Source organism: Serratia odorifera, from assembly GCF_041448735.1.
GTDB lineage: Bacteria > Pseudomonadota > Gammaproteobacteria > Enterobacterales > Enterobacteriaceae > Serratia_F > Serratia_F odorifera.
The window spans coordinates 917,347-934,849 of sequence record NZ_JBGMUT010000001.1; the positions used below are offsets into that span (position 1 = coordinate 917,347).

19 protein-coding genes are annotated in these 17,503 nt (G+C 56.7%); 4 read left to right on the forward strand and 15 right to left on the reverse strand.

From position 1 onward, the window contains the following. Window positions 1–37: 37 nt before the first annotated feature. The 10 genes from add to ACCC84_RS04345 all read right to left on the reverse strand — a co-directional run bounded on the left by add (window position 38) and on the right by ACCC84_RS04345 (window position 7,236). The gene (gene add, locus ACCC84_RS04300; protein ID WP_039992130.1) at window positions 38–1,036 is read right to left on the reverse strand and encodes an adenosine deaminase; all 999 of its coding nucleotides are present in this window, start codon (window positions 1,034–1,036) and stop codon (window positions 38–40) included. A 163-nt stretch (window positions 1,037–1,199) separates the two neighbouring features. Continuing rightward, window positions 1,200–1,826, reverse strand: coding sequence for a P-loop nucleotide/nucleoside kinase family protein (locus ACCC84_RS04305; protein ID WP_273868080.1), 627 nt, complete (start codon window positions 1,824–1,826; stop codon window positions 1,200–1,202). Next, window positions 1,823–2,260 carry a PTS sugar transporter subunit IIA gene (locus ACCC84_RS04310; RefSeq protein ID WP_004963303.1) on the reverse strand — a complete coding sequence of 146 codons (438 nt, stop codon included), beginning with the start codon at window positions 2,258–2,260 and terminating at the stop codon, window positions 1,823–1,825. Before ACCC84_RS04310 ends, ACCC84_RS04305 begins: the two co-directional genes overlap by 4 nt. A 9-nt stretch (window positions 2,261–2,269) precedes the next feature. Beyond that, window positions 2,270–2,539: a hypothetical protein gene (locus ACCC84_RS04315; protein WP_039992129.1), complete on the reverse strand. Its 270-nt coding sequence runs from the start codon at window positions 2,537–2,539 to the stop codon at window positions 2,270–2,272. 69 nt (window positions 2,540–2,608) lie between these two features. Then, the gene (locus tag ACCC84_RS04320) at window positions 2,609–3,451 is read right to left on the reverse strand and encodes a class II fructose-bisphosphate aldolase (protein WP_198773135.1); all 843 of its coding nucleotides are present in this window, start codon (window positions 3,449–3,451) and stop codon (window positions 2,609–2,611) included. Then, window positions 3,438–4,805 (reverse strand): PTS sugar transporter subunit IIC, encoded by a 1,368-nt coding sequence (locus tag ACCC84_RS04325; RefSeq protein ID WP_004963297.1) that lies wholly within the window; start codon window positions 4,803–4,805, stop codon window positions 3,438–3,440. Before ACCC84_RS04325 ends, ACCC84_RS04320 begins: the two co-directional genes overlap by 14 nt. Further along, complete coding sequence (locus ACCC84_RS04330; RefSeq protein ID WP_039992127.1) at window positions 4,802–5,113, reverse strand: PTS sugar transporter subunit IIB; 312 nt, start codon at window positions 5,111–5,113, stop codon at window positions 4,802–4,804. Before ACCC84_RS04330 ends, ACCC84_RS04325 begins: the two co-directional genes overlap by 4 nt. A gap of 11 nt (window positions 5,114–5,124) precedes the next feature. Continuing rightward, window positions 5,125–6,105: a 6-phosphofructokinase gene (locus tag ACCC84_RS04335; RefSeq protein WP_004963290.1), complete on the reverse strand. Its 981-nt coding sequence runs from the start codon at window positions 6,103–6,105 to the stop codon at window positions 5,125–5,127. Window positions 6,106–6,263: 158 nt separating this feature from the next. Next, window positions 6,264–6,398 (reverse strand): hypothetical protein, encoded by a 135-nt coding sequence (locus ACCC84_RS04340; RefSeq protein WP_259341174.1) that lies wholly within the window; start codon window positions 6,396–6,398, stop codon window positions 6,264–6,266. A gap of 82 nt (window positions 6,399–6,480) precedes the next feature. After that, the gene (locus ACCC84_RS04345; protein WP_004963286.1) at window positions 6,481–7,236 is read right to left on the reverse strand and encodes a DeoR/GlpR family DNA-binding transcription regulator; all 756 of its coding nucleotides are present in this window, start codon (window positions 7,234–7,236) and stop codon (window positions 6,481–6,483) included. 96 nt (window positions 7,237–7,332) lie between these two features. Here ACCC84_RS04345 and ACCC84_RS04350 point away from each other — a divergent pair, with 96 nt between their 5' ends. Further along, complete coding sequence (locus ACCC84_RS04350; RefSeq protein ID WP_198773132.1) at window positions 7,333–7,929, forward strand: NUDIX hydrolase; 597 nt, start codon at window positions 7,333–7,335, stop codon at window positions 7,927–7,929. Next, complete coding sequence (locus ACCC84_RS04355; RefSeq protein ID WP_004963281.1) at window positions 7,926–8,291, forward strand: TIR domain-containing protein; 366 nt, start codon at window positions 7,926–7,928, stop codon at window positions 8,289–8,291. Before ACCC84_RS04350 ends, ACCC84_RS04355 begins: the two co-directional genes overlap by 4 nt. Before the next feature lie 33 nt (window positions 8,292–8,324). Here the strand turns inward: ACCC84_RS04355 and ACCC84_RS04360 are convergent, their stop codons facing one another. After that, window positions 8,325–9,506, reverse strand: a complete 1,182-nt coding sequence (locus ACCC84_RS04360) for a MalY/PatB family protein (protein ID WP_371901583.1) — start codon at window positions 9,504–9,506, stop codon at window positions 8,325–8,327. Continuing rightward, window positions 9,499–11,118, reverse strand: coding sequence for a maltose/glucose-specific PTS transporter subunit IIBC (gene malX, locus ACCC84_RS04365; RefSeq protein ID WP_273868095.1), 1,620 nt, complete (start codon window positions 11,116–11,118; stop codon window positions 9,499–9,501). Before malX ends, ACCC84_RS04360 begins: the two co-directional genes overlap by 8 nt. A 186-nt stretch (window positions 11,119–11,304) precedes the next feature. On the opposite strand from malX, the gene ACCC84_RS04370 reads away from it, so the two are divergent. Continuing rightward, entirely contained in the window at window positions 11,305–12,372 is a 1,068-nt protein-coding gene (locus tag ACCC84_RS04370) for a Mal regulon transcriptional regulator MalI (RefSeq protein ID WP_198773129.1), read from the forward strand. On the opposite strand, the gene ACCC84_RS04375 is transcribed toward ACCC84_RS04370, so the two are convergent. After that, window positions 12,332–13,285, reverse strand: coding sequence for a LysR substrate-binding domain-containing protein (locus ACCC84_RS04375; protein ID WP_004963269.1), 954 nt, complete (start codon window positions 13,283–13,285; stop codon window positions 12,332–12,334). The genes ACCC84_RS04370 and ACCC84_RS04375 overlap by 41 nt on opposite strands. A gap of 102 nt (window positions 13,286–13,387) precedes the next feature. On the opposite strand from ACCC84_RS04375, the gene ACCC84_RS04380 reads away from it, so the two are divergent. Then, a complete protein-coding gene (locus ACCC84_RS04380) occupies window positions 13,388–14,539 on the forward strand; it encodes a serine hydrolase domain-containing protein (protein WP_198773128.1) in 1,152 nt (383 codons plus the stop codon). A 52-nt stretch (window positions 14,540–14,591) separates the two neighbouring features. Here the strand turns inward: ACCC84_RS04380 and ACCC84_RS04385 are convergent, their stop codons facing one another. Together ACCC84_RS04385 and manA are read right to left on the reverse strand one after the other, a co-directional pair. Next, window positions 14,592–16,130 (reverse strand): YdgA family protein, encoded by a 1,539-nt coding sequence (locus ACCC84_RS04385; protein WP_004963262.1) that lies wholly within the window; start codon window positions 16,128–16,130, stop codon window positions 14,592–14,594. Window positions 16,131–16,324: 194 nt separating this feature from the next. After that, window positions 16,325–17,503: a mannose-6-phosphate isomerase gene (gene manA / locus ACCC84_RS04390; RefSeq protein WP_371901584.1), complete on the reverse strand. Its 1,179-nt coding sequence runs from the start codon at window positions 17,501–17,503 to the stop codon at window positions 16,325–16,327.

The following is a 17,503-nucleotide window of genomic DNA, read 5'->3' on the forward strand; positions in this document are numbered from 1 at the left end:
GTCATATCTACGGGCGCAGTCACTGCGCCCGTAGCGTTCAAGCGCCGACTTTATCGCGCAGCGCCTGTTTTTCCCGTTGGTCAAGAAATGCCATTGTCAGGCCGTTGTGCTGCGCACGGCGGATCTCGTCCGGGGTCAGTCCGGCCTGTGGCGCCGCCACGTTGTACTCATGCGCAATCTCGATGCCCTGAACCGCCGGATCGTCGGTGTTGATTGACGCCAGTACGCCGTGGCGCAGGAAGGTGGCAAGCGGATGCTGTGCCAATGAGGGCACGGTGCTGGTCTGAATGTTGGAGGTCAGGCAGGATTCAATGCCGATGCCATGTTCTGCCAGGAAATCCATCAGCGCCGGATCTTCTACCGCCTTGACGCCGTGGCCGATACGCTCGGCGCCCAGTTCGCGAATCGCCTGCCAGATGCTTTCCGGCCCGGCGGCTTCGCCGGCGTGCACGGTGATGCGCAGGCCAGCGTCGCGCGCACGGTTAAAGTGGCTGAGGAACAGGCTGCCGGGGAAGCCGAGCTCGTCGCCAGCCAGATCCAGCGCGGTGATGCTGTCGCGGTGTGCCAACAGACCTTCCAGCTCTTTCAGACAGGCATCTTCGCCAAAGGTGCGGCTCATGATGCCAATCAGGCGCACGTCAATGCCGCGATCGCGGCAGCCGCTACGCACGCCGTCAACCACCGCTTCCACCACGCCGGCAACCGGCAAGCGATGCTTCATTGCCATGTAATACGGTGAAAAGCGCAGCTCGGCGTAATGCAGCCCGGCGTTGACCGCATCTTCAACGTTTTCATAGGCCACACGGCGGCAGGCTTCCAGATCGCCCAATACCGCCACGCCCCAGTCCAGTTTTTGCAGGAAGCTCACCAAATCGGGCTCGGCATGGGTGATCTGCACGTGTGGACGCAACGCTTCCAGCTCGTTGGCTGGCAGTTGAAGATTGAACTGGCGACCCAGATCGAGAATGGTTTGCGCACGAATGTTGCCGTCAAGGTGGCGATGGATATCGGTAAGCGGTAGGCGGGGATCTATCATGATGTGCACTCGTCATTTTGTTGTAGGTAAAGTGCATATCAGTATAAAAACAAACGGATGAAAATTACCATGATGTTGCAAAAAAAAGTGATCATGATCACCATAAACGCTGAAGTGGCGGTAATTTTAAGCAATGGCAGGGTAACTCCCCGCCATTGCACGCTCAGCGTGACGCCAGGCGGTAGGATTGACCGCTGGCAGCGAACGCGGCGCTGCTGCGTGAGTCTGTGCTGGCGCTCAGCGTATTTTGCAGCCAGGCGATAATCTGTGGCATATCCAGCGGCTGAGACTGATCGACCCGTAGCACCGGTCCCAGCGCCATCGGCGCAGCCCGTTCGGCCAACTCACGCAATTCCGGCAGATATTCTGCGCCGGGGTGTCCCTTGGCGCGCTGATGCAGCCGTGCGGCGTATCGCGCCACTGCCAGTTCAGGGGAAATCTGGTTCCAGATCTCCACCACCTGCGTGACGCCGGCCTGTTGCAGATAACGGCGAAGGTCATCTTTCGGTTGAAAACCAAACCAGGCGTCAATAACGTACACGCACTGCGCCGACGCCTGGGCGACGATTGCCCAAATCGCCTGATAGGCTGCGCGCCCCAGTTGGCGGTTAAGCTGGCGGTCGACCTGGGGAAAACAGTGCATAAATGGCTCTTTGATACCGTCGACGGTCAGGTAGGGCAAGGCAAAATGGTGCGACAGTCGCACGGCGACGCTGCTTTTGCCTGATGCGGGTACGCCGTTGACCAAAATAACGGTTTTTTCGCCAACCGTGCCGAGTGTCTGTTTCATAATATATCCACCACTTCTTGCCATTGTTTTGCTGCGCGCAGTTGTTGCATGACCCGTGGATTATCCAGTAATTCGACGATGGCGCGAATGCCGTCCTGAATATGTCCCTGACCGTCGGTAGCGCCGAAGAGAATAACGATATCGGCCTTTTCACCATCGCCAAAGGCAATCGGCTGTTCGAGCAATACCAGACTGAAGCAGTTTTTAATTACGCCGCATTCCGGCCGCGCGTGGGGAATGGCGATCCCTTCGTCAAAAACGTAATACGCGCCGTGAGTCAGCGTGTTGTCAATCACTGCTTTATAATAGGACTCGTGAATATATCCCTGATTGACCAGCGGCTGTGCCGCCAGGGCAATCACCCGTTGCCAGTCATCTTCCTGCACCCCGACCTGAATGGCATTTGCTTCGATCAGCAATTGTTTTATCGACATAAATTCCCCTCAGATGGTCTTCCTTGTGATATTGCGCAGTTCGTCGATTTTGACAAACAGTAAATCAAGCTGGTCGCGATGTCGTTTGCTTTTGGCATATATTTTCAGCGCCCGGTTATATTCCAGCATTAATTGCTTTTGTATTTCGCCGTCCTGCGGATTATTTGCCAACCGCTGTTCCCATTGGGCAATAGTTTCCGCGGCTCGCGCGGCCTCGGCGTGGTTATCTGCCGCATCGACAGGATTTTCCTGCCGACGGCGTTTAATAAATTCAAACATCATCGTCTCCAGCCCCGACTCGCGCCGGGGCGCCAGGGTTGATATTGATAGGTGAGAATAAAACGGCGTTTATTTAAATAAACCGATCTTTTCGGCTAATACCTGGGTGACCGCGTCGTTGGCCGGGATCAGGAATTTGCGCACGCTGTCGCTGACTTTGCCTTTTTCAAACATCTCCTTGCAGCGACCGACCCACTGCACGTTCATTTCGGTGCCAACGTTGACCTTTTCGATGCCGCCAGCCACTGCCAGTCGCATATCTTCATCGCTGACGCCGGTGCCACCATGCAATACCAGCGGGGTGCCGGTGGCCGCGGTGATTTCCGCCAAACGCCGATGCTGGAGCTGCGCCTTGCCGGTATACAGGCCATGCACCGTGCCGACCGACACGGCCAGCATGTCGACGCCGGTTTCGTCAACAAACCGTTTGGCATCTTCGACGGTGGTAAAGCTGATGTCTTCTGCTGCCACCATCTTGCCGTCTTCGGCACCGCCAATGGCCCCCAGTTCCGCCTCCACCGACACACCGCGCGGATGGGCGATAGCGATCACCAGCCGGGTATTGGCAATATTTTCTTCAATATTGAGGTGCGAGCCGTCGTACATCACCGAACTGAAACCGGCGTCGATTGCCGTACGAATGGCCAACGGATCCGAACAGTGGTCGAGGTGCAGACAGGTCGGTACCTGTTCGCTGGCCGCCAGCGAGCTGACGGCGTCAACCAGCAATTTGTGGCCGAGATAGTCGGCGGTACCGGTGGAAATCTGGATCATCAACGGACTGTTGGTCTGTTTGGCCGCGCGGAAAAAGGCCGGCAGCATCTCCAGACAGTGCAGGTTAAACGAGCCGAGTGCCTTGAAGCCACGCGCTTTGGCTACCTGCGACAGCTCGGGGAAGTTATAGAGTTTCATGGATTTTTTCCTCATGATGCTTGGTTGATTTACCGTTGACGAACCACGCCAGAAGCGTGACAAAAGCAATGAACAGCGCGACAAACAGCCAGTTGTTCTGCAAGGCATGGCCCAGTACCAAACCACTGCTGATGACATCGGAATCGCTGAAGGTCACGCCGACGAAGCCGTAGCTTTCCAGCATCGGCACCAGAATCGCCGGCAGGAAGGTGATGAACAGGCCATGCACCACGCCGCCGATCATCGCTCCGCGCCGACCGCCCAGCGCGTTGCCAAAGATCCCGGCGGTGCCGCCGGCAAAGAAGTTGGTCAGCAGTCCCGGCAGGATCATCGCCAGACCAAACATCGGGAAGACGATCATGCCGATCACCGAGCCAAGGGTGGTCGCCAGGAAGCCGACGATCACCGCGTTGGGGGCGTAGGGGAACAGCACCGGGCAGTCGAGCGCCGGTTTGGCATCCGGTACGATGCGCATGGCGATGCCGCGAAACGCCGGTACCAGTTCGTTGAGCAGTAACCGCACGCCGCTGTACAGAATGAACACCCCGGCGACAAACTGAATCGCCTGCATGAAGGAATACATTAGGTAATTCATGCCGTTGGCAAACTGCGCGATATACTGTGGGCCGGCCGCCAGCGCCGGGATCAGGTACATCGGGATCATCACGACCGCCATCGATAGGTAGGTGTCTTGCAGGAATTTGAAGTTGTCCGGCAATTGCAGATCTTCGGTGGAACGCGAGCCCTTGCCGACCACCTTGGCCACCGCCGCCTGCACCAGATAGCCGATGGTGCAGAAATGCCCCAGCGCCACCTCGTCGGAGCCAGTGATCCTGCGCACCGCCGGCTGTGCCAGCGCCGGCATCACTACCGCCATGATGCCGCCGAAGATGCCGCCGGTAAGGATCAGCGGCAATCCGCTCAACCCGGCCTTGTAGCCGATTACCGCGCCAATGGTGGCCATCCACAGCATCGCCTGTCCGGTAAGGAAGATGTATTTGAACGGCGTGAGGCGGGCGATCAGAATGTTTACGGCAAAGATCACCATCAGCGTCAGTGCGACCTCCGATCCCAGCTCACGGTTGGCCAGACCGGCGATCGCCGCCACGTCGGTGATATAACCGGTCATGCCGAAACCGTGGGTGAAAATACTGTTCAGGTAGGTGAGGGTGTCGACAATAATATTAATGCCGGCCATCATGATTAAAAAACCCAATAACGTCTTGAAGGTGCCTTCTGCCACTTTGCCGGTGGATTTTTTTTGCAGCAATAATCCCAGCATGGCAATAAAGGCAATTAATATCGACGCCTGCCCGAGCAGGTCTCTGACAATGAAATCTATCACGCTGTTCATGATGGGGTCCCTTGCATATTACGTTCTTTCAGAAAGGCGACGATCTTCTGTTCAATCTCGGTCTTGTCCGTCAGCTTGTTAAGAATAATGACCCGTTTTTTCTCTTCATCACTGGCATCGGCATTCAGGATGTCGGCAAAAGTTTTTTGCGTCAGAATAATATCGGATCTAAAGGCGCTGGCTTCGGAAATTGTGGTGTGATCAATATCCGCATCAATATCCAGTTTTTTAAGCACCGCCCTGGCACTCATTTCAATGGCAAAACTTGAACCCAAACCACAGCCGCATACACAGAGTATTTTTAACATGGATATTCTCCTCAAATGATATTTAACTGTTTGGCCAGTTTGTAATGGTGCCCTTCGAGATCAACCAGCCGTTTCTTCATGCTGATCAAATCAATTGGAATAGCCTGATTACTGGCATTGATAATGACGGCTTTGTTTCTCATCCCGGATTGAATACAACGCACCACCTCGCTTGCCATCAGGGTGCCCTGATAAATTTCTTCGCAGGTAGGCTCGCCATTGCGCAGCCCGTAACCGACAATGGTTTTACGAATACGAACGCCGATACGTGGTTCCAACTGGGCAATCATGGTATCGATAGCTCCTTGAAAACCTGGTGAATATTCTTTTGTATAGCCCTCCGAACATAAAATGATGACGCTGTTTTGCCGTTCAAGCCGCAGCTTTATTTTTTCCGCCAGGCTGCTTAATGACCGTTGGCACTCGGGGATCAACGCAAAATCGGCGTTGGATTTAATCGCCGATTGCAGAGTTAATTCACCGCAGTAGCCACCCAGCAGTTCGAGCATAAACACCCGACCCGGTAACGCACGGCCGGTATTACGCAATTTGGCGACCTCTTTCAATATTTGCTCACAGGCGGTGGAAAAGCCAATGGTATAATGACTGCCGAAAACGTCATTATCGATCGTCATGCCAACGCCGAAGCAATTAATGCCAAATTCGCTCAGGGTATTTAAGAACTGTAGCGATCCATCACCGCCCGCCATAATAAGCACATCGATATGCAGAGATTTGAGTTGTCTGGCGATTTTTTCGTATTCTACGCTGGACAATTTCCTTGCCGTGCGCCCAGAGGAAATAATCGGTAGCGCGTTAATGGCATAATCAATCAGATCGCGATGGCTAATCGATTGATGGCGATGTTCAAGCAAGCCGGGAATACCTCCGTTAAACAACACGATTTCCGCCTGCGTCAGATTGGCAATCTGGAAAATAAAGTTATTGATGCCTGTAACATCACCGCCACTTATCACCACACCGATTTTCATCTCAATGACTCCCGTTGGTTTCCGTGAGCTCATTGTTCAATTTTGGTGTGGGTAAAATTTGCAATAGACATCACAAAATAATCACAAAAATAGTTGCCAATAACCTTGACTGCCGTGGTCAGTGGTTATTTTTTGCGAAGTAACTCACAAAGTCGCCATTAGCGATAAACGACCGACTCAGCGGTTTGTTTTTGAAATTCAAATGGTTGTGTCAATATGATGACCAAGGGCAGGGAAAGGCCGCAAATGCCGATCGGCAGGCGGTAAAAACTTGGCGTAAATGTGATTTTCATCGCATTTTCTTGGGGCGTTATCAGGTCGCGACGCCGCTGGGGGCAGTTTTGCCCCCACGACATGCAGCCAGAGGGGGAGAGGTCAGGCCTTGATTACGCTGACGCCAGCCTGTTGCAAAGGCGCGATCAGCGCGTCGTCGGTGGCATGTTCGACAATGATGGTTTGCGCCAGGGTAACGTCGCCGATGGCATACTGCGATGCGGCATTCAGCTTGGCGGCGGACGCAAGGACCACGGTCTCCGCGGCGCGTGCCGCCAGGGCACGTTTGATGTAGGCCTCTTCCAGATCGCCGGTGCTAAGGCCGGCAGTCGGGTGCACGCCGGTGACGCCCATAAAGTAGATATCGGCCCGAATGTGCGACATTGCCTCAACGGCGGCGGCGCCAACGCTGACAATCGAATGTTTGAACAGCCTGCCACCGATCAGGATCACCTCGATATGGGGATGTTCCACCAGATCGACCGCCACGCTGGGGCTGTGGGTTACAATAGTGGCATGTAACGAGGCTGGCAGTTGCTTTACCAGCGCCGCCGACGTGGTGCCGCCATCGACGATAGCCACCTGGCCTGGCAGGATCATGGCGGCAGCGGCGCCGGCAATGGCGCGCTTTGCCGTCGATTCCAGCGTATTACGTTCGGCAAATGGCGCAATGGCCGACGATACCGGTAGCGCGCCGCCGTGGACCCGTTGCAGCAAACCTTCGCTGTCCAGCTCGCGTAAATCCCGCCGGATAGTGTCTTCTGACAACCCAAACATCTCGCTTAGCTGTTTGGCCAGCACCTGGCCCTCTTGCGCGAGTTTTTCGAGGATCAATTTTTTGCGTTGGCTGGTGAGCATAAAACCCCGTTGACTTAATCTGCACGAATTATCTTGATAATACACGAAACTGCACGTTAGTATCAATGCTTATCCACTGACTTTAGGAGCCGATCAATGATCGCCACCCAGGATCGCGTCCGCATCATCAGCACACAGGTGCTGTCGGACGATTGGTATCTACTGAAAAAAACCACCTTTGATTTTCTGCGCCGTGATGGCAGTTGGCAACGGCAAAGCCGTGAAACCTATGACCGCGGCGATGGCGCGGTGATCCTGCTGCTTAATCGCCAGGCCAAAACGGTGATTCTGACGCGGCAATTTCGCTATCCGGCGTTCGTCAACGGTCATGATGGCATGTTGATCGAAGCGGCGGCAGGCCTGTTGGACAATGCGTCGCCGGAACAGCGCATTCGTGCAGAAGCCGAAGAAGAAACCGGCTATATCGTGCAAAAGGTGCAGAAAGTGTTCGAAGCTTACATGAGCCCCGGTTCGGTGACCGAAAAACTGCATTTCTTTATTGGCGAATATCAGGCATCCGACCGCGTCCATGCCGGCGGTGGAGTTGTCGCCGAGGGTGAAGACCTGGATGTACTGGAAATGACGCTGGATGACGCGTTGCTGGCCATCCGTCAGGGGGTCATCGTCGACGCCAAAACCATCATGTTACTGCAATACATTGCGCTTAACCCGATTCAGGAGAACGAAGAATGACGGTACAACAGATTTTGATCGCTGGCCCTTACCGTAGCGGCACTGACGGTGATGCAGAAAAAATTGCTGCCAATCTGCACCGCCTGGAACAGGCGGCGCTGGCGGTATATCAGCGTGGGCATCTGCCGGTGATTGGCGAATGGCTGGCGTTGCCACTGGCGGCAGCGGCAGGGTCGCAGCAGTTGGGGGATGAGATCGGCGAAGCTTATCTGTATCCGGTTGCCCATCGGCTGATTGGGCGCTGTCAGGGCATTTACCGCATTGAAGGAGCGTCGCGCGGGGCCGATAAGGATATCGAAGTGGCGAATGCGCTGGGATTGCAGGTCTATTACCGGCTGGAAGACCTTCCCGACGCCGAGTGAAACGAACGGCAGGCGCAGGCCTGCCGTGGTGCATTAGCGGTCGCCCAGGGTGAATTTCAGGCCGGCAATCAGTCGGTCAAGGCCGGCATCCAGCTTGCTGCGTGGACAGCCAACGTTCAAGCGCACAAAACCGCGCCCCTCTTCGCCGTAGGTAAAGCCCGGCATGATCGCCACCTTTTCGCGTTCGATCAGCACCTGCTGCAATTCACGATCGTCAATATTCAGCGGCCGCAGATCGATCCAGGCCAGATAGGTAGCCTGCGGTGGCTGCCAGTCGAGCTGGGGAAAGGCCTGATTCAACCGCTGCGCGACATAATGCAGGTTGGCGTGCAGATAGTCGCGCAGTTGATCCAGCCACGGCGCGCCGTGACGATAGGCGGCAATATGCGCCACCACCGCCAACACCGCCGGGGACGAGAGTCCGTCGCGGCCCTTCAGCGTCTGCAGATAGCTTTCACGCGACGCGTCGTCGCTGATAAAACCGAATGCCCCGGTCAAGGCCGGAATATTGAAGCTTTTCGACGCGGATGTCAGCAGCGCCCATGGCGTAGTGGCCACCTGGCTCCATGGCACATGCGGCTGCGAGTCCCAGGTCATGTCCATATGGATTTCGTCGCTGATCACCCGCACCTGATGACGTTCGCACAATTCTGCCATCTGCTGCAGTTCGTCGACGCTCCACACTTTGCCGGTAGGGTTATGCGGGCTGCACAGCAACAGGATGCGGGTTTGCGGTCGTGCCAGTAGCGCTTCCAGATGTGCCATATCGCAGCGCCACTGGTTACCCACCTTTTGCAGCGGGCAGGGTAACAGTTGGCGCTGATTGCCCAGCACCACTTTGTAAAAGGCGTCATAGGCCGGCGTATGGGTGACCACGCACTCGCCTGGCGCCGACCATTGGCGGATCAGCTGCGCCGCCATGTAAATCACCGACGGGCCGTATACCGCCATTGCCGTGTCGATCGGTGTCTGGAAACGCTGCTGATACCAATGGCGCACCGCGCCAAGAAAATCTTCATGTTGCCAACGGCTGTAGCCCAGTACGCCGTGCTGTAAACGCTGCTGCAAGGCATCCAGAATGCAGGGAGCGGTAGCAAAGTCCATATCCGAAATAGTGAACGGCAGTAAATCGGCGGCACCAAAGCGGTCGGCAATGTAATCCCATTGGGTGCACCAGGTGCCGTGGCGATCGATAGGGGTAGAAAAATCAAACATGAGACGCTCCCTGCAATGGCGTAACGGGGGGGGTACGACTTATCAGTGAGTCTAATTCATCCTTCACCGATTGCACCTGCGGCCCGATAACCACTTGCAGATTATGTTCGTTCAGATGTACCACGCCAATGGCGCGGTTGGCCTTCAGCGCGGCGTCGTCAACCTTGCTCATGTCGTTGACCGACAGGCGCAGACGGGTGATGCAGTTATCCAGCGAGACGATATTCTCGCCGCCACCCAGCGCCGCCAGAATGGCCGGTACGTTATAGCCGGATTTGCCGACCACCGTGCCAGGCGTGCCAGAGGCCAGCGGACTGTCATTCTCGCGACCCGGTGTTTTGATATTAAAGCGCAGAATGGAAAAGCGGAAAATGGCGTAGTAGGCGGCAAACCAGACGGCGGCGACCAGCGGTACCAGATACCATTTGGTGGCGGTGCCGTGCAATATGCCAAATACCACGAAATCAATGACATTACCGTCGGTATTACCGATGGTGACCCCCAGCAGCGCCATCACGGTGAAGCCCAGCCCGGTGAGAATGGCGTGGATCAGATACAGGAATGGCGCGACAAACAGGAACAGGAATTCGATCGGTTCGGTGGTGCCGCCTACCACGCAGGCTACCACGCCAGAAATCAGCAGTCCTTTGATCTTATGCCGATTTTCTGGCTTGGCGCAGTGATACATCGCCAGTGCCGCCCCCGGCAGACCGCCGAGAAACGCCGGCATTTTACCTTGTGACAGGAAGCGCGTGGCGCTTTCCGCAAAGCCGTGGGTGGTCGGGCAGGAGAGTTGCGCCTGGAAAATGGTCAACGCGCCGCTGACGCTGTGGCCACAGACATCCAGGGTACCGCCCGCTTCGCTAAAGCGGATCAGCGCCACCAGAATATGGTGTAAGCCAAACGGCAACAGCAGGCGTTCGCCAGTGCCGAAAATCATCGGGCCAAAGGCGCCGGCGCCGTTGATCACCCAGCCGAGGCCATTGATGCCGGCGGCAAACCACGGCCAAATCAGCGGGATCACCAATCCACACAGTCCGAGCACCACGGTGGTGACGATCGGCACAAAACGCGTACCGCCGAAGAATGCCAGCGCGTCCGGCAAACGGATGGTGTTAAAACGCTCGTGCAGCAAATAGACGATAATACCGACGATCACCGCGCCGAGAATACCGGTATCGATCGACTGAATACCGAGAATGTTCTGGATATTATTGGCCTTCAGCACCGCCGGATCGACGGTGGGCAAGATACCGGCGCTGGTGAGATAGAAATTGGTCGCCAGATTCAGTACCGCAAAGCCGACGAAGCCGGAGAAGGCCGCGACGCCTTTATTCTCGCGCGCCATGCCGAGCGGGATGGCAATGGCGAACATCACCGGCAGAAAGCTAAAGGCAAACGAGCCGACCTTGCTCATCCAGGTGAACAGTAACTGGAAAATCGGCTGGCCGAGGAACGGCAGCAGGGTAATGACATCGCGACTGCTCAGTGAGCTGCCGATCCCCAGCATGATGCCGCAGAAAGAGAGGAGCGCGACGGGCAACATAAAGGTTTTGCCCAGACTTTGGAAAAACTCCCAAAGCGTGATTTTTGGTTTTTTAGCCGCTGGCATAAACGGGAACTCCTGGCGAAAAGGCGAACAAAAAAGGAATGTACCGATGTAAGGTAAAAATAAGATAAAACGTTTTACCTATGAAAAATGCGCCGTTTATCACAATTTGCATGCAGGTTTTACCGCAACAATAGGTTAGAAAGTAAAACGTTTTACTGAATAACGACATTCGGTATAACATTTGCCGTGCCGCTACCGCGGCGCTTTCATTGCACCGAGGTTAAAACAATTAAAAAGATCACCATCACCGATGTCGCGCTACAGGCGGGCGTTTCTGTCACTACGGTGTCGCTGGTTCTCAGCGGCAAAGGGCGCATTTCGGCCACTACCGTGGAGCGGGTCAATCGGGCGATCGAACTGCTTGGCTACGTACGCAATCGCCAGGCGGCAACGCTGCGCGGCGGCGATTCTGGGGTGATTGGCCTGATCTTGCGTGACATTTGCGAGCCGTTTTATGCGGAAATGACCGCCGGGCTGAGCGAAGTGCTGGAGGCCAACGGCAAAGTGCTGTTTCTGACCCAAAGCGGCCGCGAGGGGCAGGGGCTGATGCGCTGTTTTGACACCTTGCTGCAACACGGCGTTGACGGCATGGTATTGGCCGGCGGCCTGCGTTCGGTCAGCGGTTTGCGCGAGAAGGCCGAAGAACAGGGGGTGCCGCTGGTGTGTGCCGCGCGCTCCAACGGTCTGGAAGGCGTGGACGTGGTACGGCCGGATAACATGCAGGCGGCAAAAATGGCCACCGAACTGCTGATTAAGCGCGGCCATAGTCAGATTGCCTATCTCGGCGGCCAAAGTGACTCGCTGACCCGCGCAGAACGGCTTGGCGGCTTTTGCGCCACCCTGGTGCAGTACGGTTTACCGTTTCGTTCCGAATGGATAGTCGAATGCGATTGCCAACAGCAGGCGGCGGCGCAGGCGGCGGAGCAGCTATTGCGACAATATCCGAACATCAGCGCATTGGTCTGTCATAAAGCCTCGGTGGCACTCGGTGCCTACTTCGGCATCGTGCGAAGCGGGCGTGGCATCGGCTCTGAGGGGATGGACAGCTTTTATGGCCAGCAGGTGGCGTTGATTGGTTTCGGCGATGTGCCCGAAGCGGCGTTAACGCAGCCGCCGCTGACCCTGGTTTCCAGTTCCGCACGTGAAGTGGGGCGCAGCGCGGCGTCGCGACTGCTGCAACGCATCCAGCAGCGGGATCTGCCGCCGCAGGACGTCATTCTGCCGCCGAGCCTGATCCCGCGCGGTTCGGTTTAAGCGTCTTGGCGCGTTGGGCGTTCTGGCGTTGTTGTTGCATGAAATCGATAAAGACCCGCAACTTTAGCGGCATGTGCCGACGGGCAGGGAAATAGATAAAGAAGCCGGCGGCGTCGCTGGCGTGATCTGCCATCACTTCAACCAGTCGTCCACTGGCCAGCTCTGGTTCTACCGTACCGCGAAAACGCTGCGTCAGCCCCAGCCCGGCCAGCGCGGCCGCCTTCAGCAGCAGATCCTCATTAAAAATCATCGAGCCGCTCACCTCCAGTGCCAAATGCTGGCCACCGTGGGTCAAAAACCACGGTTCGAGCTTGCCGCTGCCGGGGAAGCGATAGCGCAGGCAGTTATGCTGGCGCAACGCCTCCGGCGTGGTCGGCATGCCATGCTGCGCCAGATAGTGTGGTGCGGCGACGATCACCCGTTGCTGGCCATTGTCGATCGGCACGGCGATCATGTCCTTTTGCAGTACCGCATGCATGCGGATGCCCGCGTCAAAATGGTCCAGGACCAGATCGGCGAAGCGATCGTCGGTAAACAGCTCCAGCTGGATTTCCGGATAGCGTGCGTGGAATTCGGTCAAAAACGGCATCACCAGCAGCGAAGCGGCCAACTGCGGTAGGGTGATGCGCAAATGCCCCGACGGGCGACTGCGCAGCGCACGGATATTTTCGGCCGCGACATCGATCTGGCTCATCGCCGGTGCCACGCTCTGATAGAACAGCTTGCCCTCGTCACTCAGCCGCACCGAACGACTGGTGCGGTTGAACAGGCGAATGCCCAACCGGGTTTCCAGGGTCTGGATATTCTGTGATACCGCCGGCGGCGTGACGCCCAGTTGCCGGGCTGCATGGGTAAAACTGCCAAGCCGGGCGACCGCTTCGAAAAAGGGCAAAAGCTGCAACAGTGAACTCATTATCGTTAACCCTGCCTTAATGGTGCATTAAATTTTAGCCTATTTTATTTCACAATGAACGCTTTAGACTGATTTTACTCACAAATATTGGAGTAGCAGAACATGTCAGCAGTGAATCAGTCAGTAGCAAAGCGTGTGCAGGCAGTGATACAGCGGGCAATAGAGCAGGAAAGGATCGTCGGTAGCGTGGTGTTGGTGGCGCACGATGGCGAGCTGATCTGCGCCGAAACGGGCGGAGATGCCGACCGCGAGTGGCGCAAACCGATGCGCCGCGCTACGCAATTCAGACTGGCTTCGGTATCCAAACCCTTTATTACGCTGGCGGCAATGCGCCTGCTGGAGCAAGGCAAGCTGCAATTGGATGATGCGGTCAGCCGCTGGTTGCCATGGTTTACGCCGGCGCTGGCCGACGGACGGATACCGCCGATAACCCTGCGGCAATTACTGACGCATAGCGCCGGCCTGGATTACCGTTTCAAGCAGCTGCCGTCGCAACCGTATCATCGCCTGGGGATCCAGGACGGACTGGAATGCGCCAGCGGCACGCTGCAGCAGAATCTGCGTCGGCTGGCGGACGCGCCGTTGATCGCTGAACCGGGCAGCACATTCAATTACTCGCTGTCGATTGACGTACTGGGGGCGGTGCTAGAACAGCTCGCCGACCAGCCGTTGCCGCAGCTGTTTGAGCAGTTGGTGGCGCAGCCGCTCGGTCTGCGTGCTACCGGGTTCAGCAGCGCCAACGCCGACAATTTGGCGACGGCCTATTATAACGGCGCCACGCGACCGGAACCGATGTACGACGGTTTGCAGTTAACGCTGCCGCCGGAGTTCGGCTACCAGATCGATTTCGCGCCATCGCGCGCGCTGGACGCCGACGCTTATCCTTCCGGCGGCGCCGGCATGGTCGGCAGCGCCGATGATGTGCTGAAAATGGTGGAGGCGATGCGCCACGGCGCAGGTGGTTTCCTGCGTGCGGAAACGGTAGCGCTGATGCATCAGCCGCACGTCAGCGCGGCGGCGGAAACGCAAGGGCCGGGTTGGGGGTTTGGCTTTGGCGGGGCATTATTGCTGGATGCGGCCTTGGCGGCGACGCCGCAGCGCAACGGCACGCTGCAATGGGGCGGAGCCTACGGCCACAGCTGGTTCTGCGATCAACAAGCGGCGCTGAGCGTGGTGGCGTTGACCAATACGGCGTATGAGGGCATGAGTGGAATATATCCGGGCGAGATCCGCGATGCGGTGTACCGGGTCTGAGCTGCCTGCCTGCGCAGCAAAAGGGGCGCTAGATGCGCCCCTGATAACAGCGTTATTGCGCCGGTGCAGGCACCGGAGCCGGCATGGGTGCCGGGGCAGGCGGAACGCCTTGCTCTGCCGGACCGGCCAGCATGCCGAACAGGCCAAGGAACTCCTGCAGGCTCATTTTGTTACCGTTCAGATCAACCTGATTGTCGGCGTAGTGGAAGCGGGTGCCGATCACGTTGTCCTTCATGGTGGTCAGCTTGAACATCTGGCCCATCGCCGCCAGGCCTTGCACTTGCTGCTGCGCCAGTTTTTGCGCCTCTTCGGCGTTGTAGCCTTGCAGCATGGCGGTTTGCGCGGTGGTTTCCATCGCCATTGGTACTGGAATACTCAGATTGGCATCCAGTTTCTTCACCGAACGGGACAGCAGCTGATCGACAGATTCAGCCGGTGTGCCGGCCTTGGCCGGATCAAGCAGATCCAGATTCAGCGTAAAGGTACTTTCGCCTTTGGCGTTTTTCCAGCTCAGCGGCGCGATGCTGATGGTCGGATTGCCTTTAAGCAGCAATGGCAGGTTTTGCATCAGGATTTCCGTGGTCTGCTGCTGATAGGCCTCGGCGTCCATTGTTTCTCCCTGCTGCATCATGGCCATGACCTGCTGGTTGTAGCGGTCGGCGAATTCCTTCAGCGACTGCGCGTCCAGCTTGTCGATCTTCAGCGACAATTTGCCGGCACCAAAATCGCGATCCTGAATTTTCAGTGCGTCCATGGTGTAGTCAATCTGGCCGTTCAGGTTGCTGTCGGTTTCGCCAAACTGGCTCGCCAGGTTGAAACCGTCCAGCGTCAGGGTGTCTTTCTGGTCTACCGTCACTTTCAACTGCTTCACCGCCAGCGTCTGGTTGCCCAGGCTAAGATCGAACTTGCCGGCGTGGGTATCGGTTTTCAGACTCAGACCCTGTAGGGAAACCTGCTCGTTCTGGCCAAACTGGTTCGGGCCGGTAATCACCGCGCTGTCGCTGCTGCCGTCGAGCTGTATTGCTTTCAGATCGCGGGCAATGTCGGCATTGATGGTTGCGCCGGAGAACTTCAGTGAAGAACCGTTTTTCTGGTAGTCGACCGGGATCACCTCGATGGCGCTGGAGGTATCGCCGTTATAAGCAATGCGCGAATCGGCGCTGAACAGCGATTTGCCTTTGGTGATGTCAAACAGGGTTTTGGCCGCCGGGGTGTTTTCCAGTTCGGTATGCACCGACGCCATGCTTGGTATCAGATTGAACTTCTTCAATTGGGCGAACGGGAAGGGACCGTGATCGATGGTTTCCAGGAATGCCAGTTCGTCGCCCGGCTGTAGCGCGGCATCGTCGCCGCTGATAGTGCCGTCAGCACGCAATACGTAACGCACCTGGCTGCTGAACAGCCCGCGCTGGTAGTTTTCGTAACCCAGCTTGACGCCGGCTTTTGGCAGATAGGCTTTCAATTGGGTGTTGGCGTTGGCCACCACTTCGCCCATCCGCTGTTCGATAAGTTTGCCGGTATACCATGAAGCCCCAGTCCATGCTGCGCCTAGAACCACAATGACGCCAACGGCGACTAATGATTTTTTCATCGTTCTATCATCCTTTCATAAACCATCCGACGCTGGCAGATGGGGAGGCAAATTGGGCCAACAAAAAACGCCCGCAGGCGTTTAATTGTGACGGTAACCCCGGCACTATAGCAACTAATTTACTGAACTTTATACTCATATCGCGCAAGCTGCGGCACGGTGCCACGGCTTGCGCGGTTCAGTAGTGCGCGGCGTTATGACAGTTGATTGTAGACCCGAGCGATACGGCCGCTGCCGCTGACGCTGACCGGCGATTCAAACGCGCCGATAAAGCAGGACTCGCCCGGATGTAGCGTAATCTGCTGGCCCTGTTTCTCCAGACGGGCTTCACCCTCAACGCAGAACACGATGGCCGCGCTCCGTTGTGCCAGGCTTTGCGCGCTGCTGGAAAGGTCATGCAGCGAGAAGGCGAAATCTTCTACCGGGATGGGGAAGAACAGCTCATCGCCACGCTTTTCCGGCTGTGTCAGCAAACCGGACGCCGGCTGTGGGCGGAATTGCAGGTTGGCCAGCAGTTCGGGGATATCAATGAACTTCGGCGTCAGACCGGCGCGCAGTACGTTGTCCGAGTTGGCCATTACCTCCAGCGCAACGCCTTGCAGATAGGCGTGTGGGGTTTCTGCGTACAGGAACATCGCTTCGCCCGGAGCCAGTTTTACCACGTTGAGCAGCAGTGGGGAGAACAGGCCGCTGTCTTCCGGATAGAAACCGGCAATAAAGCGTACCGTGTCCCACGGTTCGCCCTGTTGGTTATTCAACGCCGCCTTCAGCACGCCGAGCGCCAGGGATTTCTGTTCGCCGCTCATGCCGAGCAGGCTGGCAAACAGTTTAGCCAGGCGTTCGGTATCCGGCTGTTGCAAGAACGCGGCGATGTCGTGATGCGCGCCGGCGATCGGTTGCAGTAACGCAACGATGTCGGCCAGTTCACGGAAGCCGTTCATCGCCAGGAACGGCGTGAGGGCGAACACCAATTCCGGCTTGTGGTTGGGATCCTTGTAATTGCGCTCGGCGGCGTCAAGTGGGATACCGGTGGCGTTTTCGCGGGCATAACCCACTTCTGCCGCGGATTTGCTTGGGTGGACCTGAATCGACAGTGGCTGATCGGCGCACAGCACTTTGAACAGAAACGGCAGTTCACCAAAGCGAGTGGCGACGTCCTGTCCGAGCTGCTTTGGCTGATCCTGATTAATCACGTCGCGCAATGAACGCAGATCGCCATTGGCGTCAGGCACTTGAGAACTGCTTTTGGGATGAGCGCCCATCCACAGTTCTGCCATCGGTTTTCCTTGCGGATTGGCGATGCCGTACAGTTTGGTTAGTGCCTCGTGGCTACCCCATGCGTAATTTTGCACCGCATTGGTCATTTTTTGCAT

Excerpts from the sequence above, each read along its gene's own strand:
- ACCC84_RS04305 (WP_273868080.1), bottom strand. The coding sequence starts at position 1,826 with ATGAAACAGACACTCGGCACGGTTGGCGAAAAAACCGTTATTTTGGTC.
- ACCC84_RS04350 (WP_198773132.1), top strand. The coding sequence starts at position 7,333 with ATGATCGCCACCCAGGATCGCGTCCGCATCATCAGCACACAGGTGCTG.
- ACCC84_RS04315 (WP_039992129.1), bottom strand. The coding sequence starts at position 2,539 with ATGTTTGAATTTATTAAACGCCGTCGGCAGGAAAATCCTGTCGATGCG.
- malX (WP_273868095.1), bottom strand. The coding sequence starts at position 11,118 with ATGCCAGCGGCTAAAAAACCAAAAATCACGCTTTGGGAGTTTTTCCAA.
- ACCC84_RS04385 (WP_004963262.1), bottom strand. The coding sequence starts at position 16,130 with ATGAAAAAATCATTAGTCGCCGTTGGCGTCATTGTGGTTCTAGGCGCA.
- ACCC84_RS04330 (WP_039992127.1), bottom strand. The coding sequence starts at position 5,113 with ATGTTAAAAATACTCTGTGTATGCGGCTGTGGTTTGGGTTCAAGTTTT.
- ACCC84_RS04340 (WP_259341174.1), bottom strand. The coding sequence starts at position 6,398 with ATGAAAATCACATTTACGCCAAGTTTTTACCGCCTGCCGATCGGCATT.
- add (WP_039992130.1), bottom strand. The coding sequence starts at position 1,036 with ATGATAGATCCCCGCCTACCGCTTACCGATATCCATCGCCACCTTGAC.
- ACCC84_RS04310 (WP_004963303.1), bottom strand. The coding sequence starts at position 2,260 with ATGTCGATAAAACAATTGCTGATCGAAGCAAATGCCATTCAGGTCGGG.
- ACCC84_RS04375 (WP_004963269.1), bottom strand. The coding sequence starts at position 13,285 with ATGAGTTCACTGTTGCAGCTTTTGCCCTTTTTCGAAGCGGTCGCCCGG.
- ACCC84_RS04355 (WP_004963281.1), top strand. The coding sequence starts at position 7,926 with ATGACGGTACAACAGATTTTGATCGCTGGCCCTTACCGTAGCGGCACT.
- ACCC84_RS04320 (WP_198773135.1), bottom strand. The coding sequence starts at position 3,451 with ATGAAACTCTATAACTTCCCCGAGCTGTCGCAGGTAGCCAAAGCGCGT.
- manA (WP_371901584.1), bottom strand. The coding sequence starts at position 17,503 with ATGCAAAAAATGACCAATGCGGTGCAAAATTACGCATGGGGTAGCCAC.
- ACCC84_RS04345 (WP_004963286.1), bottom strand. The coding sequence starts at position 7,236 with ATGCTCACCAGCCAACGCAAAAAATTGATCCTCGAAAAACTCGCGCAA.
- ACCC84_RS04325 (WP_004963297.1), bottom strand. The coding sequence starts at position 4,805 with ATGAACAGCGTGATAGATTTCATTGTCAGAGACCTGCTCGGGCAGGCG.
- ACCC84_RS04335 (WP_004963290.1), bottom strand. The coding sequence starts at position 6,105 with ATGAAAATCGGTGTGGTGATAAGTGGCGGTGATGTTACAGGCATCAAT.
- ACCC84_RS04360 (WP_371901583.1), bottom strand. The coding sequence starts at position 9,506 with ATGTTTGATTTTTCTACCCCTATCGATCGCCACGGCACCTGGTGCACC.
- ACCC84_RS04380 (WP_198773128.1), top strand. The coding sequence starts at position 13,388 with ATGTCAGCAGTGAATCAGTCAGTAGCAAAGCGTGTGCAGGCAGTGATA.